At 64.7% G+C, this 13,918-nt stretch carries 15 protein-coding genes; 5 read left to right on the top strand and 10 right to left on the bottom strand.

Annotated features, from left to right (window positions below; genetic code table 11):
- Window positions 1-14 precede the first annotated feature (14 nt).
- From ACYG9V_RS30765 to ACYG9V_RS30745, 5 genes are all read right to left on the bottom strand, one after another.
- Window positions 15-179: a hypothetical protein gene (locus ACYG9V_RS30765; RefSeq protein ID WP_023726413.1), complete on the bottom strand. Its 165-nt coding sequence runs from the start codon at window positions 177-179 to the stop codon at window positions 15-17.
- Window positions 176-1,231 (bottom strand): ABC transporter ATP-binding protein, encoded by a 1,056-nt coding sequence (locus ACYG9V_RS30760; RefSeq protein WP_352762670.1) that lies wholly within the window; start codon window positions 1,229-1,231, stop codon window positions 176-178. The genes ACYG9V_RS30765 and ACYG9V_RS30760 overlap by 4 nt, the downstream gene beginning before the upstream one ends.
- A gap of 12 nt (window positions 1,232-1,243) precedes the next feature.
- Window positions 1,244-2,077: a carbohydrate ABC transporter permease gene (locus tag ACYG9V_RS30755; RefSeq protein WP_352762668.1), complete on the bottom strand. Its 834-nt coding sequence runs from the start codon at window positions 2,075-2,077 to the stop codon at window positions 1,244-1,246.
- 10 nt (window positions 2,078-2,087) lie between these two features.
- Window positions 2,088-3,017 carry a carbohydrate ABC transporter permease gene (locus ACYG9V_RS30750; RefSeq protein WP_155927090.1) on the bottom strand — a complete coding sequence of 310 codons (930 nt, stop codon included), beginning with the start codon at window positions 3,015-3,017 and terminating at the stop codon, window positions 2,088-2,090.
- Window positions 3,018-3,084: 67 nt separating this feature from the next.
- Window positions 3,085-4,398 (bottom strand): ABC transporter substrate-binding protein, encoded by a 1,314-nt coding sequence (locus ACYG9V_RS30745; RefSeq protein WP_352762666.1) that lies wholly within the window; start codon window positions 4,396-4,398, stop codon window positions 3,085-3,087.
- A 237-nt stretch (window positions 4,399-4,635) separates the two neighbouring features.
- Here ACYG9V_RS30745 and ACYG9V_RS30740 point away from each other — a divergent pair, with 237 nt between their 5' ends.
- The 5 genes from ACYG9V_RS30740 to ACYG9V_RS30720 are packed head-to-tail and all read left to right on the top strand — an operon-like array spanning window position 4,636 to window position 9,673.
- The gene (locus ACYG9V_RS30740) at window positions 4,636-5,313 is read left to right on the top strand and encodes a beta/alpha barrel domain-containing protein (RefSeq protein WP_023692039.1); all 678 of its coding nucleotides are present in this window, start codon (window positions 4,636-4,638) and stop codon (window positions 5,311-5,313) included.
- The gene (locus ACYG9V_RS30735) at window positions 5,313-6,770 is read left to right on the top strand and encodes a xylulokinase (protein WP_352762664.1); all 1,458 of its coding nucleotides are present in this window, start codon (window positions 5,313-5,315) and stop codon (window positions 6,768-6,770) included. Before ACYG9V_RS30740 ends, ACYG9V_RS30735 begins: the two co-directional genes overlap by 1 nt.
- A gap of 14 nt (window positions 6,771-6,784) precedes the next feature.
- Complete coding sequence (locus ACYG9V_RS30730; RefSeq protein WP_081726918.1) at window positions 6,785-8,077, top strand: iron-containing alcohol dehydrogenase; 1,293 nt, start codon at window positions 6,785-6,787, stop codon at window positions 8,075-8,077.
- 7 nt (window positions 8,078-8,084) lie between these two features.
- Window positions 8,085-8,888, top strand: a complete 804-nt coding sequence (locus ACYG9V_RS30725; protein WP_023824656.1) for an HAD-IIB family hydrolase — start codon at window positions 8,085-8,087, stop codon at window positions 8,886-8,888.
- Window positions 8,889-8,890: 2 nt separating this feature from the next.
- The gene (locus ACYG9V_RS30720) at window positions 8,891-9,673 is read left to right on the top strand and encodes a DeoR/GlpR family DNA-binding transcription regulator (protein WP_023672930.1); all 783 of its coding nucleotides are present in this window, start codon (window positions 8,891-8,893) and stop codon (window positions 9,671-9,673) included.
- Window positions 9,674-9,684: 11 nt separating this feature from the next.
- Here the strand turns inward: ACYG9V_RS30720 and ACYG9V_RS30715 are convergent, their stop codons facing one another.
- The 5 genes from ACYG9V_RS30715 to ACYG9V_RS30695 are packed head-to-tail and all read right to left on the bottom strand — an operon-like array spanning window position 9,685 to window position 13,784.
- The gene (locus ACYG9V_RS30715; protein ID WP_352762662.1) at window positions 9,685-10,194 is read right to left on the bottom strand and encodes an L-2-amino-thiazoline-4-carboxylic acid hydrolase; all 510 of its coding nucleotides are present in this window, start codon (window positions 10,192-10,194) and stop codon (window positions 9,685-9,687) included.
- Entirely contained in the window at window positions 10,191-10,976 is a 786-nt protein-coding gene (locus tag ACYG9V_RS30710) for an ATP-binding cassette domain-containing protein (RefSeq protein ID WP_023672928.1), read from the bottom strand. Before ACYG9V_RS30710 ends, ACYG9V_RS30715 begins: the two co-directional genes overlap by 4 nt.
- Window positions 10,973-11,974: an ABC transporter ATP-binding protein gene (locus ACYG9V_RS30705; protein ID WP_023754218.1), complete on the bottom strand. Its 1,002-nt coding sequence runs from the start codon at window positions 11,972-11,974 to the stop codon at window positions 10,973-10,975. The genes ACYG9V_RS30710 and ACYG9V_RS30705 overlap by 4 nt, the downstream gene beginning before the upstream one ends.
- A complete protein-coding gene (locus tag ACYG9V_RS30700; RefSeq protein WP_352762659.1) occupies window positions 11,971-12,801 on the bottom strand; it encodes an ABC transporter permease in 831 nt (276 codons plus the stop codon). Before ACYG9V_RS30700 ends, ACYG9V_RS30705 begins: the two co-directional genes overlap by 4 nt.
- A complete protein-coding gene (locus ACYG9V_RS30695) occupies window positions 12,798-13,784 on the bottom strand; it encodes an ABC transporter permease (RefSeq protein WP_352762656.1) in 987 nt (328 codons plus the stop codon). The genes ACYG9V_RS30700 and ACYG9V_RS30695 overlap by 4 nt, the downstream gene beginning before the upstream one ends.
- Window positions 13,785-13,918: the final 134 nt, after the last annotated feature.

Raw genomic sequence — 13,918 nt, 5'->3', positions numbered from 1 at the left:
GCCGGAATGCGCATTCAGAACCAGATCAGCCAGACAAGCTGCAGGATTACCAGTGCAATGGCGTCCCAGAAGATGAGTTCCCCCATCGAGAACCAGCGCCGCGACCGGTTGAAGCTGTAGAACAGCCGCCAGACAAGTGCCGCGGCGGCGAGCGGCACCAAAGCGAGTAGCGAGCTCACGGCAGCCGCGCTCCCGACACCGCATCGAACGTGTGCAGCGCCGCCGGCGGAAAGCGTAGATAAAGCGGCTGGCCGGGATCGAAAGCGCGATCGACATTCACTGTCCTGACGATCAGCGCATTCGCCTCGCTCTTGGCGAAGATCAGCACGTCCGGCTCGACCGGTTCGACGACGTCGACGGCAAACAGGATGGCATCGCCGGCAGTCGCGTCGACAAGCTGGATCTGCTCGGGGCGAATGCCGAGTACGATAGGACCATCAGGCTTTCCCGGAAGCGGGCAAGTGAAACCGCTGGCGTGGAAGACGCCGGCGCGGACATCGCCATCGAACGTGTTCATCGCTGGACGGCCGATGAATTCGGCGATGAAGCGATTGGCAGGCCGCCGATAGATCTCGCGCGGGTCGTCGTACTGGATCAGTGCGCCTTCGCGCAATACCGCGACCCTGGTCGCCAGCGTCATCGCCTCTTCCTGGTCGTGGGTGACGAAGACGAAGGTCTTTTTCAGCTCGCGATGCAGACGCTTCAGCTCGGTGCGCATGTGGAGCCGCAACAACGCGTCGAGATTGGACAGCGGCTCATCCATCAGACAGAGGCTCGGCTGCCAGACGAGTGCGCGGGCCACAGCGACGCGTTGCGCCTGGCCGCCCGACAATTGCGAAGGGCGGCGGTCGAGGTAACGGGTGATTTCGAGCAGCTCGGCCATGGCGCGGACGCAGCGGTCGAGCTCGGCGGCCGGCATTTTTCGGATGCGCAAGGGATAGGCGATGTTCTCGTAGACGCTCTTATGGCTGTAGAGCGCATAGTTCTGGAACACCATGCCCATGCCGCGCAGGCGCGGCGGCAGGTCGGTGACATCCAGGCCCTCGACCATGATGCGCCCGGCCGTGGGACGTTCAAGGCCGGCAAGCAGCCGGCAGGCTGTCGTCTTGCCGGAACCAGAGGGCCCGAGCAGAACCAGGAATTCGCCGGGCTCGAAAGCAAGATCGAGCGCCTGCAGCGCCACCGTCCCGTCCGGGAAGGCCTTGGTGACGCCGTCGAAAACAATTGCCATGCAAGGATCCCTTCAACCCTTGACCGCGCCGAAGGTGAGGCCGCGGACGAGCTGTTTCTGGACAAGGAAAGTGAAAAGCACGATCGGCAGCGTCGCCACGATGGCGACCGCCGCGACTTGGCCCCATAGCGTGCCATGCGGCGTCACCAGCCCCGGTATGCCGACGGTCAGCGGCCGCCCGTCGAAAGCGACGAGGATGAAGGCATAGAGGAACTCGTTCCACGACAGGATGAAGCAGAGCACCGCTGTGGCGCCGATGCCGGGTGCGGCCAGCGGCGCGACGACGAGGAAGAATGCGCCGAGCCGCGAGCGGCCGTCCATCATCGCGGCTTCGTCGATCTCCCTGGGGATTTCGGCGAAGAAGCCGCGCATCATCCAGACGACGAGCGACAGGTTGAAGGAGGTGTGGGCGATCACCACGGCGTAGATGGTGTCGATCAGGCCAAGCGAGGTGAAGAACAGGAACAGCGGCACGGCGATCGAGATCGGCGGTGCCATGCGCGTGGTCAGGAAGAAGAAGAACAGGTCTTCCTTGCCGGGGAAATTGGAGCGGGCAAAGCCGTAGGCAGCCGGCGCGCCGATGACGATGCAGAGCACCGTAGACGACACCGAGATCAGCACCGAGTTGATTGCCAGCGGCCAGTATTCCTTGTCGATGAAGACGGCGGGATAGTTGGCAAGCGTCGGCGAAAAAATCCATTTCGGCACAGAAGACAGAAGATCGACGCGGTTCTTGAACGACGCCAGCACCATCCAGACATAAGGCGTCAGCGCCACCACGACGGCGACGAGCAGCACGGCCCAGGCAAAGCTCCTCCAGGCGCGGTTGGTGGATTGATCGATCATCGCAGCGCCCTCAAAACGCCCCCACCTGCTTGCGGCTCGACCAGTAGACGGCCTTGTAGAAGACCGAGCACAGGATCAGCACGACGAGATAGATCATGAAGGCGACCGCGGCGCCGTAGCCGAGGTCCCAGTTGCGGAAGTTGACGCGGTAGGCGTAGATCGACACCAGTTCGGTCAGCGTTCCCGGACCGCCGCCGGTCATCAGGAAAACCTTGTCGAACTCCTTGAAGGCATCGATGCCGCGCAGCAATAACACCAGCGCGATGACGGGCCGCAGCAGCGGCAGCATGACATCGCGAAAGATCTGAAACGGTTTGGCGCCATCCATCATCGCCGCCTCGAACGGCGCGCGCGGCAGGCTCATCATCCCGGCGAGCATGATCAGGGTGACGAAAGGCGTCCACTGCCAGACATCGATGGCGACGATGGTCGGAAACACCAGGTCGGGTGCCGAAAGCACCGCCGAATTCTGCGCCAGCAGGCCGACCTTGCGCATGTAGAAGGTGAGCATGCCGAAATCGCCCTGCAACAGCAGCCGCCAGATCAGCCCGACGGCGACCGGCGCGATCATCATCGGGATGAGCAGCAGTGTGGTGAGAAGCCGCTGGCTGGCGACGAAGCGGAAGATCAGGAAGGCCAGCGCAAAGCCGAGCAGGAACTCAAGGCCGACGGCGATGACGACGAATTTCACCGTCAGCAGGAACGATGCCCAGAAGAATGGGTCGTTGCGCATCAGCTTGCGGAAATTGTCGAAACCGACGAAGGCGCCAGCATGGCTGGCGTCGGCGAAGCTGAGGTCGGTCAGCGCGGTGTAGACCATGTAGTAGAACGGGCCGACCAAAAAGACGACGACGAGCAGTGTCGCCGGCAGCATCAAGAGCGGCCCCACCCCACGGTCGAGAAGCGGCATTCCGCGCGGCGATGGAGTGCGGTTCGTCACGGGCGTTTCCTGCGGACAAGAACGGCTACCCGCTTGTGCGGGTAGCCTCTGCGCGACATCTCAAGGCCTATCGTGCCGGATAGGTCATTGGTGCGCAAGAACCGAGCAATGTCGAGATATCGGTGGCGGCGGTGTCGAGGGCGGCCTGCGCCTCCTTTTCGCCGGCAAGGTAGGACGACAGTTCGCGCACCAGTATGTCGGTCATCTCGGCCGATTGCGGCAGCGTCGCCTTCGGCACCGCATGCTCGTTGGCCTCCATCGAAGCCTTGGCATAGGGCAGCTTCTGCACCTCCGCCGAAGCATAGACATCGGGCCGACCTGAAGCGCCGCCATTGAGATGCTGCTCGAGCTGGCGGTCATAGCCCATCATCCACTGGACGAAGAGGAAGGCGGCCTGCTGGTTCTTCGAATAGACCGGGATCAGATAGGTCCAGCCCTCGACCTGGCCGATCTTGCCGCCGTCGCCTTGCGGCACGAGATCGAAGCCAACCTTGCCGACCACGGTGGAGGCCGTGGTGTCGACCGATACGGCATAGGTTGCGTCGTTCCACATAATCAGCTCGGCGACCTTGGCTTGCTGCATCAGCGCCATGACATCATCCCAGAAATAGTTGAGGCTGTCCGGCGGCGAGAATTGCAGCAGGCTCTTGTAATATTCGAGCGAGGCGACGGCCTTGGGGCTGTTGACGATGACCGGGCCGCAGGCCGAGCCGCTCTTCACGTCGAGCACGTCGCCGCCGAAGGAATAAAGGAAATTGAGCCACTCATACCACAGCGCCTCATGGCGCTTGCCCTGCAGGGCGGTGCCGTAAAAACCCTGGTCGGGGCGATAGAACCATTCGGCGATATCGCGGTATTGCTTCCAGTCCTTGGCGGGAGCGAGGCCGTAGCCATACTTGGCCTTGAAGCCTGCCTGCTCCTTGGGATCGGCGAGCAGGTCCGAGCGATACCACATGAACATGTTGAGCACTGTGAAGGGGAAGCCGTACTCCTTGCCGTCATACCAGGAGATTTCGTGCCAGGCGGTCTGGTAGAGCTGCTTCTCCGGCTCGAAGCTCGGATCGCGCAAAGCCGGGTCGGCCATCATCTTGGCGATTTCGACCAGATGGTTGTTGGTGGCGAACTTGCCGAGTTCGCGATGCGGCTGGATGATGACGTCGTAGCGGCCGCGGTGCGAGTTGAGATCGAGCTGCACCTTGTTGACGGCTTCCGAGTGCTCGTACATCTCGACTTCGACATGGATGCCGGTCTGTTTTTCAAACTCCGGCGCCATCTTCTTCAGCGCTTCGAGCGGCGGCAGCGCCTCGCCGACCATGCGGATGGTCTGGCCGCTATAGGGTTTCGACGCCTCTTTCAGATCCCACGCGGCCGCTTGTGTCACTTGCCACGTCAGGGGCCACACAAATACGGCTGCGACGAGCAGTCTGGACGCGGTACGTCTCAGCGGCTTGAGCATTCTTCCCTCTCCCTAGAAGTCGTGCCTGGCGGGCCGGCGCCCGTTCTGTCATAAAATGTGTGGTACTGCAAATCAAAATGTGGCACCTTGCAACAAATGGCTGGGAGGTGTTAACAGACCGGCAGCAAACCGGCTTTCCCGACCAGGCGAGGGACCTTTCGGATGGACTTCATCTTCATGCTGACGCGCCACGATCGCACGGTCGAGGACTGTCTCGACCTGGTCGATTTGATCGAGCCGGTCGGCCTGAAGCATGTCGGCTTCAAGGATATTGGCGTCGCGCCGGATGTGCTGCGCAAGCTCGCTGTCGCCATTGGCCGGACAGGCGCCACCACTTACATGGAAGTTGTCTCGACGACGGCTGAGGCCTGCCTTAATTCCGCGCGCATCGCCAGGGATCTCGGCATCCAGCGCCTGCTCGGTGGTACTCAGGTCGACGAGATCATGGCGCTGCTGGAGGGGAGCGGCACCGAATACTACCCTTTTCCCGGGCGGCCGGTCGGCCATCCAACCAAGCTCGGCGGCTCGGCCGAGGACGTCGAGGCCGACTGCCGGGCCTTCGCCGAGAAGGGTTGTGCGGGATGCGACATCCTCGCCTATCGCGCCACCGAGGCCGACCCGGCCGAACTGGTGCGCGCAGCCCGGCGCGGGCTTGGTCCGTCGCGGCATCTGATTGTCGCCGGCGCCGTGGCATCAGCCGATCGGCTCAAGGCGATCAAGCTGGCCGGCGCCAACGCTTTTACCATTGGCACAGCGATTTTCGATGGCTCCTATTCGCCGACGAAAGGTTCTATCCTCTCGCAATTGCGGGATGTCCTCGCGGATTGCGAGCGCGTCTAATGCCAGTCATCGGCATCGATCTCGGCACACAAAGCCTGAAGGCGGTTGTTGTCGATGACGAATTGCAGCTGCGTGGCGAGGCCGGTGTGTTGTACCAACCGGCCTTCCCGGCGCCCGGCTGGGCCGAACAGAATCCGGCGCTGTGGCTCGCCGCGCTCAAGCCGGCGATTGCCGGCGCGCTCGACAAGGCTGGGCTTGCACCGTCCGATATCAAGGGCATTGCCATTGCCGGCCAGCTCGACGGCTGCGTCGCGGTCGACGACAGCGGTGAGGCGCTGGCGCCGTGCATCATCTGGATGGACCGGCGCGCGGTCGCAGAGATCGCCGGCATCGATCCGGACTTCATCCGTGAGCGCACCGGTCTCGTTCTGGACGCCACCCATATGGCGGCGAAAATCCGCTGGGCCGCGCGCAACCTGCCCGAAGCGCGCCGGGTGGCGCTCTGGCATCAACCGGTATCGTTCGTGGTCGCGGCGCTGTGCGGTCGTGCCGTCATCGATCACGCGCTGGCCTCGACAACCATGCTCTATGGACTGAAGGAGCACAACTATGCCGGCGATCTGCTGGCGGCCTTCGACATCGATGCGACCAAATTGCCCGGCATCGACGATGCATCTGAGATCGCCGGCGCCTTGACCCACGCCGGCGCCGAGCTCACCGGTCTGCCTGTGGGCACGCTGCTGGCGGTCGGCACCGGCGATGATTTTTCGGCCGCCATAGGCGCCGGGGTTGTCGTGCCCGGTGTCGTCGCCTGCAATCTCGGCACGGCCGAAGTGGTCGGCGCGGTGTCCGGCACGCTTCGCCTCGACCCCGGCGGCCTGGTCGAGACCCATGGCTTTCTCGGCGACGGCTATTTCATCTCCAACCCCGGATGGCTCTCGGGCGGCGCGGTGACGTGGTTTCTAACAACCTTCGGCGTCGATTCGCCGGCGGCGATGTCGGAACTGGCGGCGGCGGTGGTTGCCGGCAGCGACGATTTGCTGTTCCTGCCGGCCTTGTCCGGTGCCATGGCGCCGCGCTGGATCGCCGAAGCGCGTGCCGCTTTCTACGGCCTGACATCCTTCCACGGCAAAGCGGCCTGCGCTCGCGCAGTGCTGGAAGGCTGCGCCTTCGCCATGCGCGACGTTGTCGACCGGCTGGACGAGCTCGGCATAACAACCGGGCGCATCCGGCTCTCAGGCGGTGGCGCGCGCAGCCGGGTGTGGGGGCAAATCCGGGCAGATGTCAGCGGCAGGCCGGTCGAGATCGCGGGTGCGGCCGATGCCTCGCCGATCGGTGCGGCAATCCTTGCCGCCGCAGCCATCGGCCTTACCTCCTCAGTGCAGCAGGCGGCTGAAAGGCTGGCCGGCCACGTCGAGACGATCGACCCTGATCCTTCCGCCAAGGCCGCCTACGACAGAAGTTACCGCCGGTATCGCACCTTGTTCGATGCCCTGACCCCGCTTCATGCTGACTGACCGGACTGCATCCTATGTCCAGACAAATGCTCGATCGCCTTATTGCCGGCACGCTGCCTGACCCGGACAGCCAGGGAATGCTGTCGGTGCCGCTGAAGACCATCGTCATAGGGCGCGGTCTCGGCGACGAGGCCGATGCGCTGGTCAAGCCGCTGCCGCTCGGCCGCAAGCTCGCCGTGGTCATGGATCCCGACACAGGGCTGGCGCTGGGTGAGAGGGTGTCGATCGCACTGCGTGGCAGCAGCGATGTCGACAAGATCATCCTGCCGCGCCATCCGCATCCGGACATGGACGCGGTGCGATCGGTGATCGCACGCACGAAAGACGCCAGCGGCCTAGTCGCGGTCGGATCTGGCTCGATCAACGACATCACCAAATATGCTGCCCATCTCACCCAAAAACCTTATGCGGTGTTCGGCACCGCGCCATCGATGAACGGCTACACCTCGGTGTCGGCGGCAATCACCGAGGACGGCCTCAAGAAATCGCTGACGGCCAGCCTGCCGGTCGGCGTCTTCCTCGATCTCGATGTCATGGCGCGGGCGCCGCACCGGCTGATCGCTGCCGGCTTCGGCGATTCGATGGCGCGGCCGACCGCGCAGACCGATTGGCTGATGGCGCATCTGTTGCTCGGCACGCCCTACAGGCAGGCGCCGTTCATGCTTCTGGCCGAGGACGAGAAGGCGCTCATCGCCAATGCCGGCGAACTCGGGACCGGCGACCTTGAGGCGATGGAAGTGCTGGTGCGCACGCTGGTCATGTCCGGTCTCGGCATGACGCTGTGCGGCGGCTCTTATCCGGCCAGCCAGGGCGAACATCTGATCGCCCACTATATCGACATGCGGGGCCAGGGATTGCCTGAGGCGCATCACGGCGAACACATAGCGGTGACGACGTTGACGATGGCGCGGCTGCAGGAGCGCGTGCTGGCACTGCCGGAGCTGCAGCTCGCGCCGTCCGCGGATACGCCAGAACGCTTCATCGAGATCTTCGGCGAAACGCTCGGACGTTCCTGCTGGGCGGCATTCAAGCCCAAGCTGCTGGACCGCGAACGGGCAAACGCCATCAACACCATGCTGGCCAAGCAATGGCGCTCGCATCGTGAAAGGCTGGTGCGGGTGGCACGCCCGGCGCGCGAGATCGCGGCAGCACTGCGCGCCGCCGGCGCGCCGACCACGCCGCAGGAGGTTGCCATACCGGCTGGCTTCTACGACGAGGCGGTCGCCAATGCCCGGCTGATCCGCGACAGGTTCACCATGCTCGACGTCGCGGCTGCCTCGCTCGAAACGGTTGCGGCGGGAGCCTGAGCGGGTGCTGCGTCCGCTTGCCGACTTCACCGCGCTGGACCGGCGCAACATCGCCGTCGTTCTGACCGATATCGACGACACCTTGACCGACAAGGGACGGCTGCCGGCAAAAGCCTATGCGGCGCTCGAGCGGCTGAAGCAGGCCGGCTTTCTTGTCGCGCCGGTGACCGGCCGCCCTGCCGGCTGGTGCGACCTGATCGCGCGGCAATGGCCGGTCGATGGCGTGATCGGCGAGAACGGCGCCTTCTATTTCCGCTATGACGACGCCAAAAAGCGGATTGTTCGCCACTACGCCAAGAGCGCTGCCGAACGGCAGGCCGATGCCGCGCGCCTCAAGGAGATCGAGCAAACCGTTCTGCGCGAAGTTCCGGGTGCGGCGGTCGCGGCCGACCAGGCCTATCGCGAGGCCGATCTGGCGATCGATTTTTGCGAGGACGTGGCGCCGCTGCCCAAAACCGAGGTTCTGAAGATCGTCGGCATCTTCCAGCGCTACGGCGCGACGGCGAAAATCTCGTCCATCCACGTCAATGGCTGGTTCGGCAAATACGACAAACTGTCGACAAGCCGGCTATTCTTGCGGGACTGTTTCGGTATAGATATCGACCACGACAAGGACAGCATTGTCTTCGTCGGCGATAGTCCAAACGATGCACCAATGTTCGGCTTCTTCCCCAACAGCGTCGGCGTCGCTAATGTGCTGGACTTCGCCGGCGAGCTTCCGGCGTCTCCCGCCTTCGTCACAAGCGGTCGCGGCGCGGAGGGATTTGCCGAGCTTGGCGACGCGCTGATTGCTGCAAAGGGAATGGAATAGTCATGGACCAAGGCCGACTGACGAAGAAGGAGCGGCACGCGCTTATCCTTTCGGAAGTGCGCCGGTCGGCGTCGATACGCATCTCCAAGCTCGCACGGCGCATCGGCGTCGCCGGCGAGACCATCCGCCGCGATCTCATCGAACTCGGCGATGCCGGGCTGATCAACCGCACCTATGGCGGTGCGACGATCTCGCTGGTGACATCAGAACCGGTGATTTCCGAGCGTGGCCTGACCCTGATCGAGGAGCGCGCCCGCATCGGCCGCGGCGCGGCAAGCCTTGTCGAGAAGGGCCAGATCGTGATGATCGATGGCGGTTCGACCACCTATGAGGTGGCGCGCAACCTTTCGCAGCTGAAGCGCGACCTGACCATCATCACCAATTCCACCGGAGTGGCCTCTGTGGCCGGCGCCAATCCGACCTTTCGGGTGCTGCTCTGCCCCGGGACCTATGATAGCCGGGAAGGCAGCGTGTTGGGCGAAGACACCGTCGAGTTCCTGCGCCGCTACAATGCCGACGTCGCCATTATCGGGGCATCGGGGATAAGCGCTGATGGTCCGAGCGACATGATCTCGGGTGCCGCAGCCGTTAAACGCGCGATGATATCGCGTTCATTGTCGACGGTGCTGGTGGTGACCCACGACAAGTTTGGCCGCAGCAGTCTCGAACGCATCTGCGGGCTCGATGACATTGCCGATATCGTCACCGACAGCGAACCGAAGGCCGACCTGCGCACTGCTGCCGAACAGGCGGGCACGGAGCTGCATGTGTTTGCCGCCGGCTGATCAGCAACTGCCTATCCGGCGGCATCCCGGTTGGTCAGCGCGATGTGGCAGCAGCCGGAGCCGTGGCCCGGCGTCCAGGTGACATTGTCGAAGCGCACGCCCGTTGCCTCGAACAGACCACGGTCGAAAGCGCCGGCGATGCGGCAGAGCGTGGCGAGTTTTTCATCACCGACACCGGCCTCGACCCAGGCGTCCTTCAGCGGACAACGCTTCACCTTGAAAGCGATGTGGTCCGGCCCGCGCTCGACATCCGTCGGATACATCAGGCCGCCATCCGGGCTGACGGCCAAAAATGCCTCGCCGATGGCCGGCGCGTCGTTAGGTCCGAAACGGGCGAAGGCGGCCGCCGCCACCTCCTTGCCGCGCTGCTCGATGGCGCGGATCATGATCGCCTCGGCCTTTTCCGCGCCGAGTTCGCCGGTCAGCTCGTCGAGAAACAGACGGTAGAGATCGGCGCGGTTGCGGAAGGCGGAATCGAGTTCGAGCGACAGTTTTTCGGCTCTGGCTTCTGGTTCGGTCATGGTACCTGCCTGCTACTTTTGTTCAATCTTGGCGCCGCCGCAACCAGCGCCTTGCCGATTGCCGACTGCGGCGCGTCGATTACGTTGCGGGCGTCGCCGCTCTCGGCGATCCGCCCGGCGTCGAGAAGAACGACGCGGTGGGCGATGGCCCGCACCACGCCGAGGTCATGGGAAATAAAGAGATAGGTGATCCGTTCCCTGACCTGCAGGTCGAGCAGCAGCTCGAGGATCTGTCCGCGCACCGAAACGTCGAGCGCCGACACCGCTTCGTCGAGCACGATCAGCGACGGTTTGGTCGCGATGGCTCGGGCGATGGCGACGCGCTGGCGCTGGCCGCCGGAGATTTCGTGAATGGCGCGCGAGGCGAGATCGGCTGCCAGCCCGACGCGCTCCAGCAAGGCAGCAATGCGGGCCGGCCTCTCGGCGCGGGAAGCGATGGCATGGATGCGCAAGGGATCGTCAAGCACGCGAGCCACCGTGGCGCGCGGGTTGAACGCGGCGAGCGGATCCTGGAAAACCATTTGCAGGCGCGCGCGCTTGGTGCGCAGGGCCGCACCCTTCAAGAGCAGAAAGTCATCGCCTTCGAACTGGACGGTGCCGGCGTCGGGCTCGATCAACCTAAGCACCAGCCGCGCGATCGTCGACTTGCCGCTGCCGGAGGGCCCGGCCAGCGCCAGCGTCTCGCCGGGTTCGATGGCGAAGGAGACACCGTCGACGGCCGCGATGGCCTTGCCGCCACGACGGTATCGCTTGGTAAGACCGAAGACGGTGAGCAAGTTCATGCCGGCGCCCGTCGTAGCAGCGGATCGGCGTCGAGGCCGAGATGGGCGTCGAGCAGCGTTCGCGTATAGGCATGGCGCGGGGCGTTTATGATTTGCTCCGTCGGGCCGAGTTCGATCAGTTCGGCGTTCCGGAATACAGCGATACGCTCTGCGAGTTCGGCGGCCAGCGCGATGTCGTGGCTGATGAACAGCAGCGTCATGCCGTCCTCCGCCACCAGTTGCCGAATGAGGCTGACGATTTCCGCTTGCACAATGGTGTCCAGCGCGCTGGTCGCCTCGTCGGCGATCAGCAGTTTCGGACCGGCTGCAATGGCCGCGGCAACAGCAACGCGCTGCTTCTGGCCGCCGGAGAGCTGGTGCGGGAAAGCACGCATGGCGGTTTGTGGGTCGGGCAGCCGGACACGTTGGAGCAGGGTTTTGGCTTTGGCGTAAGCTTGTGGCCAGTCGAGGCCGAGGTGGGTGCGGGCGACTTCGGCGATCTGTTTGCCGACGGTCATGACGGGGTCGAGGCTGGCGGAGGGGTCCTGGAAGACGAAACCAATGTCGCGGCCGGGAAGGGGGAGCGTGCTGGGCTCGGTTAATTTGAGAGGTCGGCGTTCCGTCACACCCCCCTCTGTCCTGCCGGACATCTCCCCCGCAAGGGGGGAGATTGCTCTCTCATCTCCGCCTTCGCCAACCACGAACGTTGCAGAAGGGAAGCCGTCGGCAAAGCTGCTGATCTCCCCCCTTGCGGGGGAGATGTCCGGCAGGACAGAGGGGGGTGGGAAGGATCGCGGCGCCTGAAATTGCCACTTGACATGCCCTTCAATCTTGGCGCTCGCCGGCAGCAGTCCAGCCACCGCCAGCGCCAGCGTGCTCTTGCCCGAACCGCTTTCGCCAATGACCGCCAGCCGCTCGCCGGCAATAACATCCAGGCTGACCCCCTTCAGCGCCGTCACCTCGGTCCCATCCCGCCGATAGTGCACCGAGAGATCGCGAATCTCAGCCAGCGCGGTCACGACAGGCTCCTCCGCACGACCGTCGTCTCCACCACGCCTTCGCCGGCGAGATAGATACCGAGCACGGTCAGCACGAGTGCGATACCTGGAACGATCGACAGGAAGGGCGCGGTGCGCAGCACAGTGCGGCCCTCGGCAATCATGCCGCCCCAGGTGACGCGATTGGGGTCGCCGAGACCGAGGAAGGAAAGCGCTGCCTCGGTGAGGATCGCGGCCGCCACGATTACCGAGGACAAGGCCAGCACCGGCGGCAGAGCGTTGGGAAGCACTTCGCGAAAAGCGATCTCAAGCGGATGCATGCCGATGACGCGAGCGCCGGCGACGTAATCGCGCTCGCGGATCGACAGCACTTCGGCGCGGGCTACACGCGCCGGTCCGGTCCAGGCGCCAAGCGCTATTGCCGTGACGACGACGCCGAGCGACGGCCCGACGACACTGACGAAGGCCAGCGCCAGGAGAAAACTCGGCACGGTCTGGAAGGCATCGGTGATGCGCATCAGCCCCTCGTCGACAAGGCCGCCGGCAAAGCCGGCCAGCGTGCCGACGACCGCGCCGATGAAGAGTGCCGCCGCCGCCGCCGCCAGGCCGACCGCCAGCGAGCTGCGGGCGCCGTGGAACAGTTCGGCCAGCACGTCACGGCCGAGCCGGTCGGTGCCGAGCGGCAGCGACCAGTCCTGGAACGGCGGCAGCAGTGCTGGTCCGGCAATGGCTTGCGGGTCGCCGGGGAAGAGCAGCGACGCAAACAGCGCCATGGCGAACAGAAGCGCCAGGATGATCGCGCCGGCGACCGCTTCCGGCCGGCGCAGGAACCGCGGCAGCGCGCTCACGCGCTGGCCTCGCTGGCGCCGACGCGCGGGTCGAGGAAGGCGTAGGCGATGTCGACGGCAAGGTTGACGGCAATGACGAGGACGGCGCTGGTGAGGATGATGCCGAGCAGCAGCGGCGTATCGCGCGAGGCAACCGCTTCCTGCGCCAGCCGGCCGAGGCCGGGCACGGCAAAGACGCTCTCGATGACGACACTGCCGCCAAGCATCTGCGCCGATTGCAGGCCGAGCATGGTGAGCAGCGGCAAGAGCGCGTTGCGGGCGACATGGGCGAGCACGATGCGGCGGCGCGACAGCCCCCTGGCGCGGGCGGCGAGCACAAAATCCTGCCGCCACGCCTCGGCCATGCCGGCGCGCATCATGCGCAGATAGAGCGCGAGATAGATGAAGCCGAGCGCGGAAACCGGCAGGACGAGGTGGACGGCGATGTCGGTGGCGCGGTCAAAACCGGTCTTGTCCGAGGCCAGGCTCTCGATGCCGCCGATCGGCAGCCAGCGCAGGTCGACGGCAAAGACGACGATCAGCACCAGGCCAAGCCAGAAACCCGGCACGGCATAAAGCGCCAGCGAGCCGATCGACAGGAAGCGGTCGCGAAAGCTGCCGGGTCTGGCGCCGGCATAGATGCCGAGCGCCGAGCCCAAACCGAAGGAGAGCGCGGTGGCGGTGACCATCAGGAGCAGTGTCGTCGGCAGGCGTTCCAGGATGACGTCGCGAATTGGCCGCGAGAAGGTAACGGACTGGCCGAGGTCGAAATGCAGCAGCGCCCAGAGATAGTTCGCGAGCCGTGTCAGCTCGGACTGGTCGAGGCCCCAGCGATGACGCAGCAATTCGATCATGCCGGCGTCGCCGCCGGTCGAGACGATGTAGGCGTCGACCGCGTCACCGGGGGCGGCTTCCAGGAGGAGGAATGTGCCGATGATGACGATCAGCAGCACGAAGATGCTGCCGACGAGGCGACGGCGCATGAGGGTGAGGGCGCGGGTCATGGGAAAGGCATAGCGCTGCGCCAGTCGGGAGAGGTGCGGTGTCTAGGCACCCCCCTCTGTCCTGCCGGACATCTCCCCCGCAAGGGGGGAGATTGGATGTCGCCTCTGCCTTCGCCAATCTTCGATGCCGAATG

The sequence above is a fragment of the Mesorhizobium sp. W016 genome (assembly GCF_054719485.1).
Note: the sequence above shows the minus strand (reverse complement) of the source record. Positions and strands in the feature narration are given on the sequence as shown.

Excerpts from the sequence above, each read along its gene's own strand:
- ACYG9V_RS30760 (WP_352762670.1), bottom strand. The coding sequence starts at position 1,231 with ATGGCAATTGTTTTCGACGGCGTCACCAAGGCCTTCCCGGACGGGACG.
- ACYG9V_RS30755 (WP_352762668.1), bottom strand. The coding sequence starts at position 2,077 with ATGATCGATCAATCCACCAACCGCGCCTGGAGGAGCTTTGCCTGGGCC.
- ACYG9V_RS30740 (WP_023692039.1), top strand. The coding sequence starts at position 4,636 with ATGGACTTCATCTTCATGCTGACGCGCCACGATCGCACGGTCGAGGAC.
- ACYG9V_RS30735 (WP_352762664.1), top strand. The coding sequence starts at position 5,313 with ATGCCAGTCATCGGCATCGATCTCGGCACACAAAGCCTGAAGGCGGTT.
- ACYG9V_RS30730 (WP_081726918.1), top strand. The coding sequence starts at position 6,785 with ATGTCCAGACAAATGCTCGATCGCCTTATTGCCGGCACGCTGCCTGAC.
- ACYG9V_RS30720 (WP_023672930.1), top strand. The coding sequence starts at position 8,891 with ATGGACCAAGGCCGACTGACGAAGAAGGAGCGGCACGCGCTTATCCTT.
- ACYG9V_RS30715 (WP_352762662.1), bottom strand. The coding sequence starts at position 10,194 with ATGACCGAACCAGAAGCCAGAGCCGAAAAACTGTCGCTCGAACTCGAT.
- ACYG9V_RS30710 (WP_023672928.1), bottom strand. The coding sequence starts at position 10,976 with ATGAACTTGCTCACCGTCTTCGGTCTTACCAAGCGATACCGTCGTGGC.
- ACYG9V_RS30695 (WP_352762656.1), bottom strand. The coding sequence starts at position 13,784 with ATGACCCGCGCCCTCACCCTCATGCGCCGTCGCCTCGTCGGCAGCATC.